This is a genomic window from Mycolicibacterium vaccae NBRC 14118 = CIP 105934 (assembly GCF_001552715.1).
Classification (GTDB): domain Bacteria; phylum Actinomycetota; class Actinomycetes; order Mycobacteriales; family Mycobacteriaceae; genus Mycobacterium; species Mycobacterium vaccae.
The window spans coordinates 1-14,786 of record NZ_BCRS01000145.1 but is presented as its reverse complement, the minus strand read 5'-3'; the positions used below and the strand labels follow the sequence as shown (position 1 = coordinate 14,786).

Annotated in this window: 14 protein-coding genes; 7 read left to right on the top strand and 7 right to left on the bottom strand. The window is 69.1% G+C overall.

Annotated elements, in window-relative coordinates; genetic code table 11:
- The 3 genes from MVA01S_RS23020 to MVA01S_RS23010 all read right to left on the bottom strand — a co-directional run.
- Positions 1–1,205: lytic transglycosylase domain-containing protein (locus tag MVA01S_RS23020; RefSeq protein WP_060941706.1), on the bottom strand; the 1,205-nt coding region annotated here is incomplete at its 3' end.
- Between the two features lie 147 nt (positions 1,206–1,352).
- Positions 1,353–1,898 carry a DUF1003 domain-containing protein gene (locus MVA01S_RS23015; RefSeq protein ID WP_003931071.1) on the bottom strand — a complete coding sequence of 182 codons (546 nt, stop codon included), beginning with the start codon at positions 1,896–1,898 and terminating at the stop codon, positions 1,353–1,355.
- Positions 1,895–3,187 (bottom strand): magnesium transporter MgtE N-terminal domain-containing protein, encoded by a 1,293-nt coding sequence (locus tag MVA01S_RS23010; RefSeq protein ID WP_003931072.1) that lies wholly within the window; start codon positions 3,185–3,187, stop codon positions 1,895–1,897. Before MVA01S_RS23010 ends, MVA01S_RS23015 begins: the two co-directional genes overlap by 4 nt.
- A 26-nt stretch (positions 3,188–3,213) precedes the next feature.
- Here MVA01S_RS23010 and MVA01S_RS23005 point away from each other — a divergent pair, with 26 nt between their 5' ends.
- Positions 3,214–4,173: an HpcH/HpaI aldolase/citrate lyase family protein gene (locus tag MVA01S_RS23005; RefSeq protein ID WP_003931073.1), complete on the top strand. Its 960-nt coding sequence runs from the start codon at positions 3,214–3,216 to the stop codon at positions 4,171–4,173.
- Positions 4,174–4,188: 15 nt separating this feature from the next.
- On the opposite strand, the gene MVA01S_RS23000 is transcribed toward MVA01S_RS23005, so the two are convergent.
- Positions 4,189–4,890, bottom strand: coding sequence for a DUF4190 domain-containing protein (locus MVA01S_RS23000; protein WP_003931074.1), 702 nt, complete (start codon positions 4,888–4,890; stop codon positions 4,189–4,191).
- A gap of 123 nt (positions 4,891–5,013) precedes the next feature.
- Between MVA01S_RS23000 and MVA01S_RS22995 the strand changes: the two genes are divergently transcribed.
- The 3 genes from MVA01S_RS22995 (at position 5,014) to MVA01S_RS22985 (ending at position 6,463) form a co-directional block, all read left to right on the top strand.
- Entirely contained in the window at positions 5,014–5,541 is a 528-nt protein-coding gene (locus tag MVA01S_RS22995) for a general stress protein (protein WP_003931075.1), read from the top strand.
- 128 nt (positions 5,542–5,669) lie between these two features.
- Entirely contained in the window at positions 5,670–5,873 is a 204-nt protein-coding gene (locus tag MVA01S_RS22990) for a hypothetical protein (protein ID WP_003931076.1), read from the top strand.
- Positions 5,870–6,463 (top strand): suppressor of fused domain protein, encoded by a 594-nt coding sequence (locus tag MVA01S_RS22985; RefSeq protein ID WP_003931077.1) that lies wholly within the window; start codon positions 5,870–5,872, stop codon positions 6,461–6,463. Before MVA01S_RS22990 ends, MVA01S_RS22985 begins: the two co-directional genes overlap by 4 nt.
- Before the next feature lie 103 nt (positions 6,464–6,566).
- On the opposite strand, the gene corA is transcribed toward MVA01S_RS22985, so the two are convergent.
- Positions 6,567–7,688, bottom strand: a complete 1,122-nt coding sequence (gene corA, locus MVA01S_RS22980; protein ID WP_003931078.1) for a magnesium/cobalt transporter CorA — start codon at positions 7,686–7,688, stop codon at positions 6,567–6,569.
- Positions 7,689–7,869: 181 nt separating this feature from the next.
- On the opposite strand from corA, the gene MVA01S_RS22975 reads away from it, so the two are divergent.
- Both MVA01S_RS22975 and MVA01S_RS22970 read left to right on the top strand, forming a co-directional pair.
- Positions 7,870–9,012 carry an NAD(P)-dependent malic enzyme gene (locus MVA01S_RS22975; RefSeq protein ID WP_003931079.1) on the top strand — a complete coding sequence of 381 codons (1,143 nt, stop codon included), beginning with the start codon at positions 7,870–7,872 and terminating at the stop codon, positions 9,010–9,012.
- 34 nt (positions 9,013–9,046) lie between these two features.
- On the top strand, positions 9,047–9,883 hold the full coding sequence (locus MVA01S_RS22970) for a glycine betaine ABC transporter substrate-binding protein (RefSeq protein ID WP_040541629.1): 837 nt from the start codon (positions 9,047–9,049) through the stop codon (positions 9,881–9,883).
- Positions 9,884–9,995: 112 nt separating this feature from the next.
- Here MVA01S_RS22970 and MVA01S_RS22965 read toward each other — a convergent pair whose 3' ends face one another.
- On the bottom strand, positions 9,996–10,826 hold the full coding sequence (locus MVA01S_RS22965) for an SDR family NAD(P)-dependent oxidoreductase (protein WP_003931081.1): 831 nt from the start codon (positions 10,824–10,826) through the stop codon (positions 9,996–9,998).
- A 125-nt stretch (positions 10,827–10,951) separates the two neighbouring features.
- Between MVA01S_RS22965 and MVA01S_RS22960 the strand changes: the two genes are divergently transcribed.
- Entirely contained in the window at positions 10,952–11,305 is a 354-nt protein-coding gene (locus MVA01S_RS22960) for a DUF732 domain-containing protein (RefSeq protein WP_003931082.1), read from the top strand.
- A gap of 25 nt (positions 11,306–11,330) precedes the next feature.
- Here MVA01S_RS22960 and MVA01S_RS22955 read toward each other — a convergent pair.
- Positions 11,331–14,786: multifunctional oxoglutarate decarboxylase/oxoglutarate dehydrogenase thiamine pyrophosphate-binding subunit/dihydrolipoyllysine-residue succinyltransferase subunit (locus tag MVA01S_RS22955; protein ID WP_060941704.1), on the bottom strand; the 3,456-nt coding region annotated here is incomplete at its 5' end.

Genomic DNA, 14,786 nt, shown 5'->3' with positions numbered 1-14,786 from the left:
GGCGCCGGCGCGGGTCCGGGAGGTAAGCCGAACGGCGCCGCGGGCACAGGAGCCGGGGCGGGGCCGGGCGCCGGAGCGGCGGGCGGGAGGTCCTGGATGCAGAACACCGCGCACTCGGGCTGTCGCTGTTGCTGCGGCTGCGCGACCCAGGGCGGAACCCACGCCGGCGGCGGGGCAACGGGAGGGGGCGCCGCCTCGGGAGCGGGTCCGGGCAACGGACCCAGGCTCTGGCCGGGCACGAACCCCGGCACGCTCTGGTTGATCTGGCTGGCCACATCGGTGCGGGTCATCAACGGGATCAACGCCAGCGGATCGTTGGCGGGCAGGCCCGTGGCGTTGATCGGCAGCCCGGGGCCCAGACCCGCGCGCCGGTCGAGGTGGCTGGCGGTGGTGGTGACCTCGTCGAGCTCGGGCACCGCCCCGACGATCGGCGGGAGATCGACCGGCACGACCCCGGTCGCGTACGCGGCCGCCCAGCTCAGCACGTTCTGGGTGTAGGCCATCGAGTTGTTGTAGCGCAGGATCGCCGCGATCACGTCGGTCTGGTTGCGCAGGTTCATGTTGCCGCTGCACAGGTACCGGGCGGCCGCCAGCGACGCGTCGAACAGGTTCTGCACGTCGGCTTTCCCGTCGCCGTCCCCGTCCGAGGCGTAGCGCGACCAGGTGCCGGGCAGGAACTGCATCGGCCCCATGGCGCGGGCGTAGATCACGCGGTCGGCGGACCGGCTCTGCACGATCACCTCGTTGCCGGGCAGGGTGCCGTCCAACGCCGGGCCGTAGATCGGGCGCACCGCGGTGCCGCGCGCGTCGGTGGCGCCGCCGTAGGCGTGCATGGACTCGATGCGGCCGATGCCGGCCAGCAGGTTCCAGCTCAACCCGCAGCCGGGGTAGGCGGCCGCCATCATCGTCTCGGCGTTGCGGTAGGCCGCCAGCGCAGTCGACGGGATGCGTAGGGTGCCGGGCGCGTTCACGATCATCGGCGGGGGCGGCGCGGACGCGGCGCTGGCCACGGTGCGCAACGGGGTGGGGGTCTTCTTCACGGCCACCACCGACGGGCCGGAACGGTCGGCGGGCGGTGACGCGACCGCGGCCAGCGGCAGCACCGCCGCGTCGCTGACCGGCGCGTGGGTCGACGGCGCAGACGCACCGACGGCGCCGGCCAGCACGAGTGGTGTGAGTACCGCGGCGACCCCGAAGGCCGGCATCCGGACGAACTGTCCCGCTCGCCGTCGCGCCGCTTCGAGGGCGGATCCCCCAATGTGCACTCGACCGTCCTAGCTGTTAGACCATCTGTGAATCAAGTCACCATACCTATATGGCAACGGTGGTGTTACAGCAATCGCCGCGTCTGTCTAGCCGGATCTCTTCGCCCGGCGGTCACCGGTGTCGTGTTTGCCGGAATCGGGCTTGTCGGGCTCGGCGCGCGCGTGCAGTTCCTCGATGAGCTCCCGGATCTCCTCCAGCTCGCGGCGAAGGTAGTCGCGGGTGGCTACCTCACCGACGGCCAGCCGCAACGCCGCGAGTTCGCGGGCCAGGTACTCGGTGTCGGCCTTGGTCTGCTGGGCTCGGCGCCGGTCCTCCTCCAGCGACACGCGGTCGCGGTTCTCCTGCCGGTTCTGGGCCAGCAGGATCAGCGGTGCGGCGTAGGCCGCCTGGGTGGAGAACGCGAGGTTGAGCAGGATGAACGGGTACGGATCCCACTGCCAGGCGAACGCGCCGAAGTTGAGCAGGATCCACACGATCACGAAGATCGTCTGCATGGCGAGATAGCGGCCGGTGCCGAGGAAGCGGGCGATGCGCTCGCTGACCCGGCCGACGGCCTCGACGTCCAGGCGGGGCGCCAGGCTGCGCGAGACCCGCGGGGTGTCCAGGCGCTGCCGCGACGACGGTTCGCTCATGTCGCCTTCTCCGAGGCCAGGATCACAGTCTCGGCTTCGCGTTCGCGCCAGTCGTCGGGCAGCAGATGGTCGAGGACGTCGTCGACCGACACCGCGCCGAGCAGGTGATTCTCGTCGACCACCGGTCCGCACACCAGGTTGTAGGCGGCGAAGTACCGGGTGACTGCGCCGAGTGCGTCCTCGGGGCCGAGGGTGGGCAGGTCGGTGTCGATGATGCCGCTGACCAGCGTGGCGGGCGGTTCTCGGAGCAGGCGTTGCAGGTGTACGCAGCCCAGATAGCGCCCCGTCGGGGTGGCGGTGGGCGGGCGCACCACGAACACCAGCGACGCCAGCGCGGGGGTCAAATCCGGATCCCGAACGCGCGCAAGGGCTTCGGCGACGGTGGTGTCCGGTGCGAGCACCACCGGCTCGGAGGTCATCAAGCCGCCCGCGGTGTTCGGTGAGTGGCTCAGCAGGCGGCGGACGTCCTCGGAGTCCTCGGGATCCATCCGCCGCAGGAACTGCTCGGCGTCGGCGGGGGTCATCGTGCCCAGCAGGTCGGCGGCGTCGTCGGGGTCCATCGCCTCGAGCACGTCGGCCGCGCGGTCGGTCTTGAGCTGACGCAGCACCGCCACCTGCTGGTCCACCGGCAGTTCCTGCAGCACGTCGGCCAGGCGCTCGTCGTCGAAGGCGTTGACCACCTCGTAGCGCCGCTTCTCGGGCAGCTCCCGGATCGCATCGGCCACCTCGACGGGGCGCTGGCCCTGGAACTGCTCGAGCAGCTGGGCCACCCCCTGATCGGGCATGGCCAGCCCGGACGGGGTGAGGCCCTGCACGTTCTGCCACTCGACGGTGTAGACGTTGCTCCGCCGGCCCAGTCGGCGCTGCTGCCGCACGGCGACCTTGGTGACCATCCAGTCGCGGGTGCGGGTCTGCTCGATGGCCAGATCGACCACGACGACGTCCACGCCGGCCAGCTCCGGCAGATCCGGATCGTCGACGCGGACCCGGGTCTCGATGACCTGCCCGAGCACCAGCACCTCGCCGGGCCGCTGCGAGAAGCGCCGCAACGACACGTTGCCCGTGGACAGCGTGACCGCGCCCGGCTCGATGGCCGTGACGCGCAATATCGGCACGAAAATTCTTCTGCGGGTGAGCAACTCGATGACAAGGCCGAGCACGCGCGGTTGTTGCCGTACGACACTGATGCCGACGACCACGTCACGCACGCGGCCGATGGATTCGCCGTCGGGACCGAGCACGACCATGCCCGCGAGCCGAGCCGCATAGACCCTGTTGACGGACACCATGGTTGTAAAGGGTAGAGAGTGTTGTTGTGGAAAACCGGTATCGGCCCCGTCGGACGTGCCTGTCCGTGCCGGGCAGCAGCGCAAAGATGATCCAGAAGGCCAAGAGTCTCCCCGCCGATCAGGTGTTTCTCGACCTTGAGGACGCCGTCGCGCCGGACGCCAAAGCGCAGGCGCGGGAGCAGGTCGCCGCGGCGCTTGCCGAACCGGGATGGGCCGGGCAGTTGCGCGGCGTGCGCGTCAACGACTGGACCACACCGTGGACCCACGCCGACATCATCGAGGTCGTCGCCAGGGCCGGGGCCGCACTCGACATCGTGGTGCTGCCCAAGGTGACCGACGTGTCGCACGTTCACGCGCTCGATCTGCTGCTGAGCCAACTGGAGGCCACCCACGGTCTCCCCTTGGGGCGCATCGGAATCGAGGCCCAGATCGAGGACGCCAGGGGACTGACCAACATCGACGAGATCGCCGCGGCGCCGCGGGTGCAGGCTCTGGTGCTCGGTCCCGCCGACCTGATGGCCAGCCTGAACATGCGCACGCTGGAGGTCGGCGAACAACCCGAGGGCTATCGCGAAGGGGACGCCTACCACCACGTGCTGATGCGCATCCTGGTGGCGGCCAGGGCCAACGGGATCGCCGCGATCGACGGGCCGTATCTGAAGATTCGCGACGTCGAGTCGTTCCGGCGGGTGGCCGGGCGCTCCGCGGCGCTGGGTTATGACGGCAAGTGGGTGCTGCACCCGGACCAGATCGACGCGGGCAACGAGATTTTCAGCCCGCGGCAGCAGGCATACGACCACGCCGAACTGATTCTCGAGGCCTACGAGTGGCACACGTCGAAGGCCGGGGGCGCCAGGGGAGCGGTGATGCTCGGCGACGAGATGATCGACGAGGCGAGCCGCAAGATGGCGTTGGTGATCGCAGGCAAGGGCCGCGCGGCGGGCATGCAGCGCACGGGTGAGAGGTTCCAGCCGCCGGCCGGGTGAGCGTGACGGCCGCGGTCAGGAACTCATGATCGCGATGGTGGCGATGCCGCTGATCAGCAGGGTGAGCACCCCGACGGCGACGCCGGCGATCGCCAGGCCGCGGCCTTCCTGCTGCGTCTGGTTGATCTGATTCATCGCCACGACGCCCAGCACGATGCCGATGATGGAACCGACACAGCAGAACAGGCCGATGCCCGAGGCCACCAGGGAGCCGATCGCCAGCGAGTTGGTGCCCTGCGGGGCCGGTGCCCCGTAGCCGTACTCCGCACCGATCCATCCGCCTGCGGGCGGGTAACCGCCGGCACCGTAGGGCGGCGGCGGATAAGACGGGGCCCCGTACTCCGATGCCCCGTATTCCGGTGCGCCGTAGCCGGGTCCGCCGTAGCCAGGTGCGCCGTAACCGGGGGTCGGGTACGGCGGGGACCCTGCGGCGGGGTAGGGCGGGGGATACGCCGGCGGCGGGTAGTCCGGGGCCGCGAATCCTCCGGGCGGTGGATATCCGGTGGTCGGCGGGTAGCCGGGCGTCTCGCCGTAACCGGGGGACGGGGGCGGGTTGTACGCCGGGGGCGGCGGGTACTGCGGCTGGAGCCCGGTGGGATCGGTGGTGTCGCCCTGCTCGATCGGCGGCGCTTCGAAGCCCGCCGACGACGGTTCGGACCCGCCCGGGGTGGAATCGGACGATTCGCTGCGGTCTGCGTCGTTGTCCGGATTCGTCATGCTGATCAACCTAGCCTAACCACGGGAACGCCGAGGTGAGCGCCGCTGCGGGCACGCCGAGAGGGTGCCGCGCGTTGGCGAGAGGGACTAGCGTTGCAGGTCGTAGCGAAGGAGTGAGATGAGATGACAGGTCAATTCCAGCCAGGACAGAATCCCGCTGCGACACCCGGCGGACCGGCCACCGGCCGCGGCCGCCCGGTGGGTCTTCCGACGCCGCCCAAGGGGTGGCCGATCGGCTCGTACCCCACCTACGCCGAAGCCCAGCGTGCGGTGGATTACTTGTCGGACCAAGAGTTCCCCGTCCAGCAGGTCACTATCGTCGGTGTCGACCTGATGCAGGTCGAGCGGGTGACCGGACGGCTGACATGGCCGAAGGTGCTCGGCGGCGGGGTCCTCACCGGCGCCTGGTTGGGCCTGTTCATCGGTCTGATCCTCGGGTTCTTCAGCCCCAATCCGTGGAGTGCCCTGGCCACCGGTCTGATCGCCGGTGTCTTCTTCGGGCTGATCACCTCGGCCATCCCGTACGCGATGGCGCGCGGCACAAGGGATTTCAGCTCGACGATGCAACTGGTGGCCGGACGCTACGACGTGCTCTGCGACCCGCAGAACGCCGAACGCGGCCGCGATCTGCTCGCGCGGCTGACCATTTAGCCGGGGCGCTACGCCCTGCGGCGACGATGTTGCGCCCGGCGAGGCTTTGGCCCTAGCTTTGCCCGGCGGGACAATCCCGTCGGACGGGTCGGCATGCTCGCCGGTTGCGTGCGGTGAGAGGGAGCTCGATGGCTGAGATCGTTTTGGACGGGGTGACCAAGAGTTACGCCGACGGCGCGCTCGAGGACGCCGCGGCGATCGACGCCTACGCCCGGATCAGCGCCCCGGTCTTCGGTGTCGACGGGCCCGGCGCTGCTCGCGTTCCGGCGCATGTCCAGCTGTTCGACCCGAGGGCCGGTGCCCACCTGTCGCTGCCGGTGGCCGGCTCATGAGCGAGGTTCTGGACCGGGTGCGTGCGCATCTGCGAGACCACTTCGCCCGCAACGGCGTCACCGCCGATCCACACGTCGCGAGTGTCACGTTCCTCGGCACCGAGCGGATCGACGTCCTGCGCTTTGTCGGACCGGGTGACGCTGCGGCGCACTATGTTTCGCTGGGATGCTCGCGACACCCGATGGTGGATCCGACCGAGATGGTGGCCGACCCGGTGCAGGGTCCCCGGGCGGAGGTGATGGTCGCGCTGCGCGGTCCGGCGCCGACCGGACTGTCGCGGTCGGTGGCGATCCTCGCGGCAGCCCCGGCGGTCGAGGGCCTGGTGCTGGCGCCGGACGCGCTGATCGATCTAGAGACACCGCTGTGGGAGGGTGCGCCGTTCACCGCATTCCTGTTGGGGCGCAGCGACATCGAAGACGTCGTGCTGCCCGAACCGTTGGCGCCGGTGGCGGTACTCTCGGCGGTGCCGATCACGGCCACGGAGGCGGCGTGGGTGCGGCTCAAGGGAGCCGAGGCGATGAGGCAGGCGTGGGTGCAGGACGGGGTCGACCCCACGGACCCACGGCGGCGAGCCGCCAATCCAACCTGAGCGGCGAGCCGCCAATCCAACCTGAGCGGCGAGCCGCCAATCCAACCTGAGCGGCGAGCCGCCAATCCAGCCTGAGCGGCGAGCCGCCAATCCAACCTGAGCGTCAGAGCCAGTTGTTGCGCCGGAAGTTGCGGTACAGCAGTACGCACACCGAGGTCATCAGCAGCAGGACCATGGGATAGCCGAAATCCCAGCGCAATTCGGGCATCGAGTCGAAGTTCATTCCGTAGATGCCTGCCAGTGCGGTGGGCACGGCGGCGATGGCGACCCAGGCCGAGATCTTGCGCATGTCCACGTTCTGCTGCATGGCCACCTTGCCGAGCGCGGCCTGCACCAGCGAGCTGAGCAGTTCGTCGTAGCTGGCGATGCGGTCAGAGGCCTTGATGGTGTGGTCGAGGACGTCGCGCATGTAGCGGCGGATCTCGGGGTTGACCAGGTCGTCGTGGTCGGTGCCGATGCTCTGCAGATCGGTCGCCAGCGGGCTGATGGCGCGGCGCAGTTCGACGACTTCGCGCTTGAGCAGGTAGATGTTCTCGATGTCGGTGCGGGCCTGCGGGGAGAAGATGTCCTCTTCCATCGCGTCGATGTCGGTCTCGATCAGCTCGGTGACAGCGAGGTAGGCATCGACCACCTGGTCGGCGATCGCGTGCATCACCGAGTAGGGGCCGAGGCAGAGGCTGTCGGGTGAGGCTTCCAGGCGTTTGCGCACGCCCGCGAGTCCGCCGTGTTCGCCGTGGCGCACGGTGACGACGTAGTCGTTGCCGACGAAGATCATGATCTCGCCGGTCTCGACGATCTCGCGGGCCTTGGCCACCGAGTCGTGGTCGACGTAGGTGACGGTTTTGAGCACCAGGAACAGCATGTCGTCGTAGCGCTCGAGCTTGGGCCGCTGGTGGGCGTGCACGGCGTCCTCGACGGCGAGTCCGTCCAGGCCGAATACGTCGGCGACGGCCTGCATCTGTTGTTCGTCGGGTTCGTGCAGGCCGATCCAGACGAACGCGGACCTGCCTTCTGCTTCGAGTTCGTGGACTCTGGTCAGCGCCGCGGCGTGGGTGAACTTGCCGGGCAGTCGCTGTCCCTCGCAGTAGACGCCGCAGTCGACCATCGCCTGGGAGACCGGGATGTGGATGCGCTCGGAATCCGGGTCGACGTCCTTGGGCCGGCGCAGCCCGCGAGCCTTGGTCGGCTGACGGCGCGGCGACGACGACGGGTGGAACGAGGACATATCGTCACCTCCCTCGTGCGGGCGTCGGCCGTGAACTCGCCCTTCGGGCACCGGGAAATCGTACGCGCCGGCGCGACATTGTCGGCCTCACCGTGGGGGAACCTGTCCCTGTGAGTTCCAGGGGTCGGTTACCCTGACGCCCGTGTCGGAATCAGTGGGATCGGTGGAGCGCGCGCCGCGGGTGGTCATCGAGGACAGCGAGATCTTCGAGGCTCATGAGGGCGGCAAGCTCTCGGTCGAACTGAAGTCGCCGCTGGACACCCAGCGGGCGCTGTCGATCGCCTACACCCCCGGTGTGGCGCAGGTCAGTCGGGCGATCGCGGCGGACAAGACGCTGGCCGCGAAGTACACGTGGGCGAACCGGCTGGTCGCGGTCGTCAGCGACGGCAGCGCGGTGCTCGGCCTCGGCGACATCGGCGCCGCGGCGTCGTTGCCGGTGATGGAGGGCAAGAGCGCGCTGTTCAAGGCGTTCGCCGGGCTGGACTCGATCCCGATCGTGCTCGACACCAATGACCCCGACGAGATCGTCGAGACGCTGATCCGGCTGCGGCCGACGTTCGGCGCGGTGAACCTGGAGGACATCTCGGCGCCGCGGTGCTTCGAGATCGAGCGCCGCGTCATCGAGGCACTGGATTGCCCGGTGATGCACGACGATCAGCACGGCACCGCGATCGTGGTCCTGGCGGCGCTGCACGGCGCGGCCAAGGCGCTCGACCGGGACATGCATTCGTTGCGCGTGGTGATCTCGGGAGCCGGCGCCGCAGGCGTGGCATGCGCGAACATCCTGTTGGCCAAGGGCATCGCGGATGTGACCGTGTTGGATTCCAAGGGCATCATCCACAGCGGCCGTGACGACCTGAACCCGTTCAAGGCTGAACTGGCCGGGCGCACCAATCCCGCGGGGCGCACCGGCGGCGTCGCCGAGGCCCTCGACGGCGCGGACATGTTCCTCGGCCTGTCGGCCGGTCTGGTTCCGGAGGAGATCATCGCGACGATGGCGCCCGGCGGCATCGTGTTCGCGCTGTCGAATCCCGATCCCGAGATCCACCCGGACGCGGCACGCAAGTACGCGGCGGTGGTGGCCACCGGGCGCAGCGACTTCCCGAACCAGATCAACAACGTGCTGGCGTTCCCCGGGGTGTTCCGCGGGGCGCTGGACGCCGGGGCCCGTCGTATCACCGAGAAGATGAAGGTCGCTGCGGCCGAGGCGATCTTCTCCGTCGTCGGTGACGACCTGGCCGTCGACCACATCGTGCCGAGCGCGCTGGATCCGCGGGTCGCTCCTGCGGTCGCGGCGGCGGTCGCCGCGGCGTCGCAGGGGTAGTCGCCTGAGCCGCAGGCGTTTTCGGGACCGCTGGCTGCGGCTGGTGTCCGCAGTGGTGGCTGCCGCCGTGCTGGCCGGCTGTGGTGGCCCGCCACCGCCGCCGTCGATCCCGGTCGGCTCGCAGCCCGATCCGGAGTCATTGCTGATCGCTCACCTCTACGCGGCGGCGTTGCGGTTCTACGGCAACCCCGCGCACGTGACGGCCACCGAGACCCCGCTCGGTCTGCTGGACTCCGGCGAGGTGCAGGTGGCGCCCGGGTTCACCGGCCGGCTGCTGACCCGGTTCGCGCCGGACGCGGCGGCGCGCTCGGATGTGCAGGTCTACCGCACACTTCTTTCGGTGTTGCCCGAGGGCATCCTGGCCGGCGACTACACCACGTCGGCTGAGGACAAACCTGCCGTCGCGGTCACCGAACGCACCGCCGACGAGTGGGGCGGACGGGACGTCAGCGCGATGGCCCGCCGGTGCGGGGACGTCGCGGTCGGCGCGGTCGGTTCGGTGTCGCACCCGGCGACGCTCGGCACCTGCAAGTTGCCGCGGCCCCGTAGCTTCGCCGACGACGAGGCGATGTTCGCCGCGCTGCGCGCCGGTCAGATCGACGCCGCGTGGACGACGACCGCGTCACCGGACGTGCCGTCGGAGATCGTGGTGCTGTCGGACAGCACGTCGCTGATCCGCGCCGAGAATCTGGTGCCGCTGTACCGGCGCAACGAGCTGTCCGAGTCTCAGGTGTTGGCGCTCAACGAGATCGCCGGCGTGCTGGACACCGGCTCGCTGGCCGACATGCGCAGCAAGGTCGCCGAGGGCGACGATCCCGGGCTGGTGGCAGGGCAGTGGCTCGACGAGCACCCCCTGGGCACCGGCAACTAGGGGTCCGCTTCCTCTCCGCGAGCGTGCGTGTCTGCGGCGGACACGCCGTCGGGATCAGGAACTCTCCGCACGCTCGTCGCCTGTTTCCGCTCGCCCGAGGAGGACGGGTCCGCTATTTCGCCTTGGGCGTCAGCCGGGCGACGACTTTCGGGAACAGGCTCTGGTATCCGGCGCCGACGGCGCGGATGACGATCTCGAACATCTTCGCGTCGTTGCCGACGAGGATGCGCGCCTTGTTCTTGCGCACGCCGTCGAGGATGATCTTGGCGGCTTTCTCCGGGGTCGTGCTGGCCAGCTTCTTGTCGAACGTCTTGGCCAGTTCCTCGGCGTCCAGGCCTTCGGCGGCCGAGGCGTTGCGTGCGATCGCGGTCTTGATGCCGCCGGGGTGCACACACGACACCTTGACGGGGTGGCCGGCCAGACCCATCTCCTGCCGGAGGGCCTCGGTGAAGCCGCGCACGGCGAACTTGGCGGCGTTGTAGGCGGCCTGCCCGGGCACCGAGAACAGCCCGAACACGCTGGAGACGTTGACGACATGGCCGTCGCCGGAGGCGATCAGATGCGGCAGGAACGCCTTGGTGCCGTTGACGACGCCCCAGTAGTCGACGTCCATCACCCGTTCCATGTCCTTGAACTGGGTGATCTCGATGTCACCGGTGAACGCGATGCCGGCGTTGTTGTAGATCTGGTTGACCTTGCCGAAGTGCTCGGCGACGCTGTCGGCGTAGAGCTGGAAGGCCTCGCGTTCGGTCACATCGAGGCGGTCGGCCTTGACCCGGGCGCCGATGGCCTTGAGCCGCTCCTCGGTGACGGCCAGTCCCTCGGTGTCGACGTCGCTGATCGCGACGTGCGCCCCGGACCGGCCGAGCTCGATCGCCAGCGCCTGGCCGATGCCTGATCCGGCCCCGGTCACCACGGCCACCTTCCCGGCGAAGCCCTGCATGTTCACTCCCTCGCGTTGGCTGTTCGACGTATAGACACTAAACGGTACCGGCGGTACCGCACTGGTGGGGTGGCCGGTGCGCAGGCGCGAGTAATGGCCGCGGCCGTCGCGACGACATTCAAGGCATGAAGTTGACCCCTGCGGCCGTCGCCGCGTTCGTCGCGTCGGCGGCGGTGGCCGCGACGATGTCGGCGACGCCGGCGCAGGCCGACACCGCCACCGACGTCTTCCTGTCCACGTTGCAGCGTTACCGCCTCGGCGACATCGACCCGGCCACCGCGATGCGCGTCGGCCAGGATGTGTGCCCGAGGCTGGCGGCGCCGGGACAGGACGCCGCCAACGTGGCCGCCGACGTCGCCGAGGCGCTGGGGCGGCCACTCGGCCCGGCGACGATGTTCACCGGCCTGGCCATCTCGATCTTCTGTCCGCGCGCCGTCGGCGCGCTCACCGACGGCGTGCCGTTCTCGTTCCTTCGGTGAGCGGCCGAAGCGGCGGCCGGCGAGGTCAGCCGAACGCCTCGTCGATGATCTCCTGCTGCTCGACCGCGTGCACCTTCGACGAACCTGAGGACGGCGCCGACATCGCGCGCCGAGAGATGCGCTTGATCCCGGCGAGCTTGTCCGGCAGCACCTCGGGCAGCGTCAGGCCGAGGGTCGGCCACGCGCCCTGGTTGGCCGGCTCCTCCTGCACCCAGAAGTACTGCTCGACGTTCGGGTACCGGTCCAGCGTCTCGGCCAGCCGTCGCTTCGGCAGCGGTGCCAGCTGCTCGAGGCGCACGATCGCCACGTCGTCGCGCTCCTGCTTGGTCTTGCGGGCCGCCAGCTCGTAGTACAGCTTGCCGCTGGTCAGCAGCAGCCGCTTGGCCTTCGACCGGTCGCCGGTGCCCTCGGTGTAGGTGGATTCCTCCAGCACCGACCGGAACTTGGCCTCGGTGAAGTCCCGCAGATCGCTGACGGCGGCCTTGTTCCGCAGCATCGACTTCGGCGTGAACACGATCAGCGGGCGCCGGATCCCGTCCAGGCCGTGGCGGCGCAGCAGGTGGAAGTAGTTCGCCGGTGTCGAGGGCACCGCGATCGTCATCGACCCCTCGGCCCACAGCTGCAGGAACCGCTCGATACGGCCCGACGTGTGGTCGGGTCCCTGGCCCTCGTGGCCGTGCGGCAGCAGCAGCACCACGTCGGAGAGCTGGCCCCACTTGGCTTCGCCGGAGGAGATGAACTCGTCGATGATCGACTGCGCACCGTTGACGAAGTCGCCGAACTGGGCCTCCCACAGCACCAGCGCGTCGGGGTTGCCGACGGAGTAGCCGTACTCGAAACCGACGGCCGCGAACTCCGACAGCGCCGAGTCGTAGACCATGAACCGGCCACCGGTGGGGTTGCCGTCGCTGTCGACGGTCAGCAGCTCCAGCGGGGTGAACTCCCGGCCGGTCGCGCGGTCGATGATCACCGAGTGGCGCTGGGTGAACGTGCCGCGCCGGGTGTCCTGGCCGGTCAGCCGGATGGTCTTGCCCTCGGCCAGGAACGAGCCCAGCGCCAGCAGCTCGGCGAAGGCCCAGTCGACCTTGCCTTCGTAGGCCATCTCCCGGCGCTTCTCCAGCACCGGCTTGACGCGTGGGTGCACGTTGAAGTCGTCACCGAAGGCCAGGTGCGCGTCGCCGATACGGGCCAGCAGGGACTTGTCGACGGCGGTGGTCATGCCGGCGGGCACCATCTGGTCGGACTCGACGGACTCGCTCGGCGCGATCGCGTGCTTCTCCAGGTCGCGGACCTCGTTGAACACCCTTTCGAGCTGGCCCTGGTAGTCGCGCAGCGCGTCTTCGGCTTCCTTCATCGAGATGTCGCCGCGGCCGATGAGCGCCTCGGTGTAGGACTTGCGGACACCGCGCTTGGTGTCGATCACGTCGTACATGTTCGGCTGGGTCATCGACGGGTCGTCGCCCTCGTTGTGGCCGCGCCTGCGGTAGCACAACATGTCGATGACGACGTCCTTCTTGAACTTCTGCCGGAAGTCGACGGCCAGCTTGGCCACCCACACCGCGGCTTCGGGGTCGTCGCCGTTGACGTGGAAGATCGGCGCGCCGATCATCTTCGCGACGTCGGTGCAGTACTCCGAGGAACGGGAGTCGCTCGGCGAGGTGGTGAAGCCGATCTGGTTGTTGACGATGATGTGGATCGTGCCGCCGGTGCGGTAGCCGCGCAGCAGCGCCAGGTTCAGCGTCTCGGCGACCACGCCCTGCCCGGCGAACGCGGCGTCGCCGTGCAGCATCATCGGAACGACCGAGAACTGCTCGGAGCCGTCGACCTCCTCGCCGACGTTCATCAGATCCTGCTTGGCGCGGACGATGCCTTCCAGCACCGGGTCGACGGCCTCCAGGTGGCTGGGGTTGGCGACCAGCGAAACGTCGATGTCGTTGTCGCCGAACATCTGGATGTAGGTGCCGTTGGCGCCGAGGTGGTATTTCACGTCGCCGGAGCCGTGCGCCTGCGAGGGGTTCAGGTTGCCCTCGAACTCGGTGAAGATCTGCGAGTAGGGCTTGCCGACGATGTTGGCCAGCACGTTGAGCCGGCCGCGGTGCGGCATCCCGATCACCACCTCGTCGAGCCCGTGCTCGGCGCACTGGTCGATCGCCGCGTCCATCATGGGGATGACGGTCTCGGCGCCTTCGAGTGAGAACCGCTTCTGCCCAACGTATTTCGTCTGCAGGAAGGTCTCGAAGGCCTCGGCGGCGTTGAGCTTGCTCAGGATGTACTTCTGCTCGGCGACCGTGGGTTTGGCGTGCTTGATCTCGATGCGGTCCTGCAGCCACTGCTGCTGCTCGGGCTCGAGGATGTGGGTGTACTCCACGCCGATGTGGCGGCAGTACGCGTCGCGGAGCAGGCCGAGGATGTCGCGCAGCTTCTTGTGGCTCTGACCGGCGAACCCGTTGACCTTGAACTCGCGGTCGAGGTCCCACAGCGTCAGGCCGTGGGTGTTGACGTCGAGGTCGGGGTGGCTGCGGAACCGGGTCTTGTCCAGCCGCAGCGGGTCGATGTCGGCCATCAGGTGGCCGCGGTTGCGGTAGGCCGCGATCAGCTCGATGACGCGGGCGTTCTTGTCCTCGATGGAGTCGGGGTTGTCAATGCGCCAGCGCACCGGCTCGTAGGGGATCCCCAGCGCGCGGAAGATCTCGTCGTAGAACTCGTCGTCGAGAAGCAGGGTGTGGATGGTGCGCAGGAAGTCGCCGGACTCGGCGCCCTGGATGATGCGGTGGTCGTAGGTCGAGGTCAGCGTGATCAGCTTGCCGACGCCGAGCTCGGCTATGCGTTCCTCGCTGGCGCCCTGGAACTCCGCCGGGTACTCCATCGCACCCGCGCCGACGATCGCGCCCTGGCCCTGCATCAGGCGCGGCACCGAGTGCACGGTCCCGATGGTGCCGGGGTTGGTCAGCGAAATCGTCACGCCGGCAAAGTCTTCGGCGGTCAGCTTGCCGTCGCGGGCCCGCCGCACGATGTCCTCGTAGGCCGCGATGAACTGGCCGAAGTGCATGGTTTCGCAGTTCTTGATCGCGGCCACGACCAGCGAACGCTTGCCGTCCTTACCGGGCAGGTCGATGGCCAGACCCAGGTTCGTGTGCGCGGGCGTGACCGCGGTGGGCTTGCCGTCGGTCTCGGCGAAGTGCCGGTTCATGTTCGGGAACTTCTTGACCGCCTGCACGATCGCATAGCCCAGCAGGTGGGTGAACGAGATCTTGCCGCCGCGGGTGCGCTTGAGGTGGTTGTTGATGACGATGCGGTTGTCGATCATCGCCTTGGCCGGGATCGCGCGCACGCTGGTCGCGGTCGGCACCTGCAGCGAGGCGGACATGTTCCTGACGACCGCGGCCGCGGCGCCGCGCAGCACCTGCGTGTCGTCGCCACCGGACGCGGAGGCCTCGGGCTTCGGGGCGGGCTTGTCGTCGGTCTTGGCGGCGGACTTGGC

What these genes read in the sequence shown, in the direction of transcription:
- MVA01S_RS22960 (WP_003931082.1), top strand. Translation starts at nt 10,952, where the DNA reads ATGAAGTTGACCCCTGCGGCCGTCGCCGCGTTCGTCGCGTCGGCGGCG.
- corA (WP_003931078.1), bottom strand. Translation starts at nt 7,688, where the DNA reads ATGTCCTCGTTCCACCCGTCGTCGTCGCCGCGCCGTCAGCCGACCAAG.
- MVA01S_RS22965 (WP_003931081.1), bottom strand. Translation starts at nt 10,826, where the DNA reads ATGCAGGGCTTCGCCGGGAAGGTGGCCGTGGTGACCGGGGCCGGATCA.
- MVA01S_RS23000 (WP_003931074.1), bottom strand. Translation starts at nt 4,890, where the DNA reads ATGACGAATCCGGACAACGACGCAGACCGCAGCGAATCGTCCGATTCC.
- MVA01S_RS23015 (WP_003931071.1), bottom strand. Translation starts at nt 1,898, where the DNA reads ATGAGCGAACCGTCGTCGCGGCAGCGCCTGGACACCCCGCGGGTCTCG.
- MVA01S_RS22990 (WP_003931076.1), top strand. Translation starts at nt 5,670, where the DNA reads ATGGCTGAGATCGTTTTGGACGGGGTGACCAAGAGTTACGCCGACGGC.
- MVA01S_RS22985 (WP_003931077.1), top strand. Translation starts at nt 5,870, where the DNA reads ATGAGCGAGGTTCTGGACCGGGTGCGTGCGCATCTGCGAGACCACTTC.
- MVA01S_RS22995 (WP_003931075.1), top strand. Translation starts at nt 5,014, where the DNA reads ATGACAGGTCAATTCCAGCCAGGACAGAATCCCGCTGCGACACCCGGC.
- MVA01S_RS23010 (WP_003931072.1), bottom strand. Translation starts at nt 3,187, where the DNA reads ATGGTGTCCGTCAACAGGGTCTATGCGGCTCGGCTCGCGGGCATGGTC.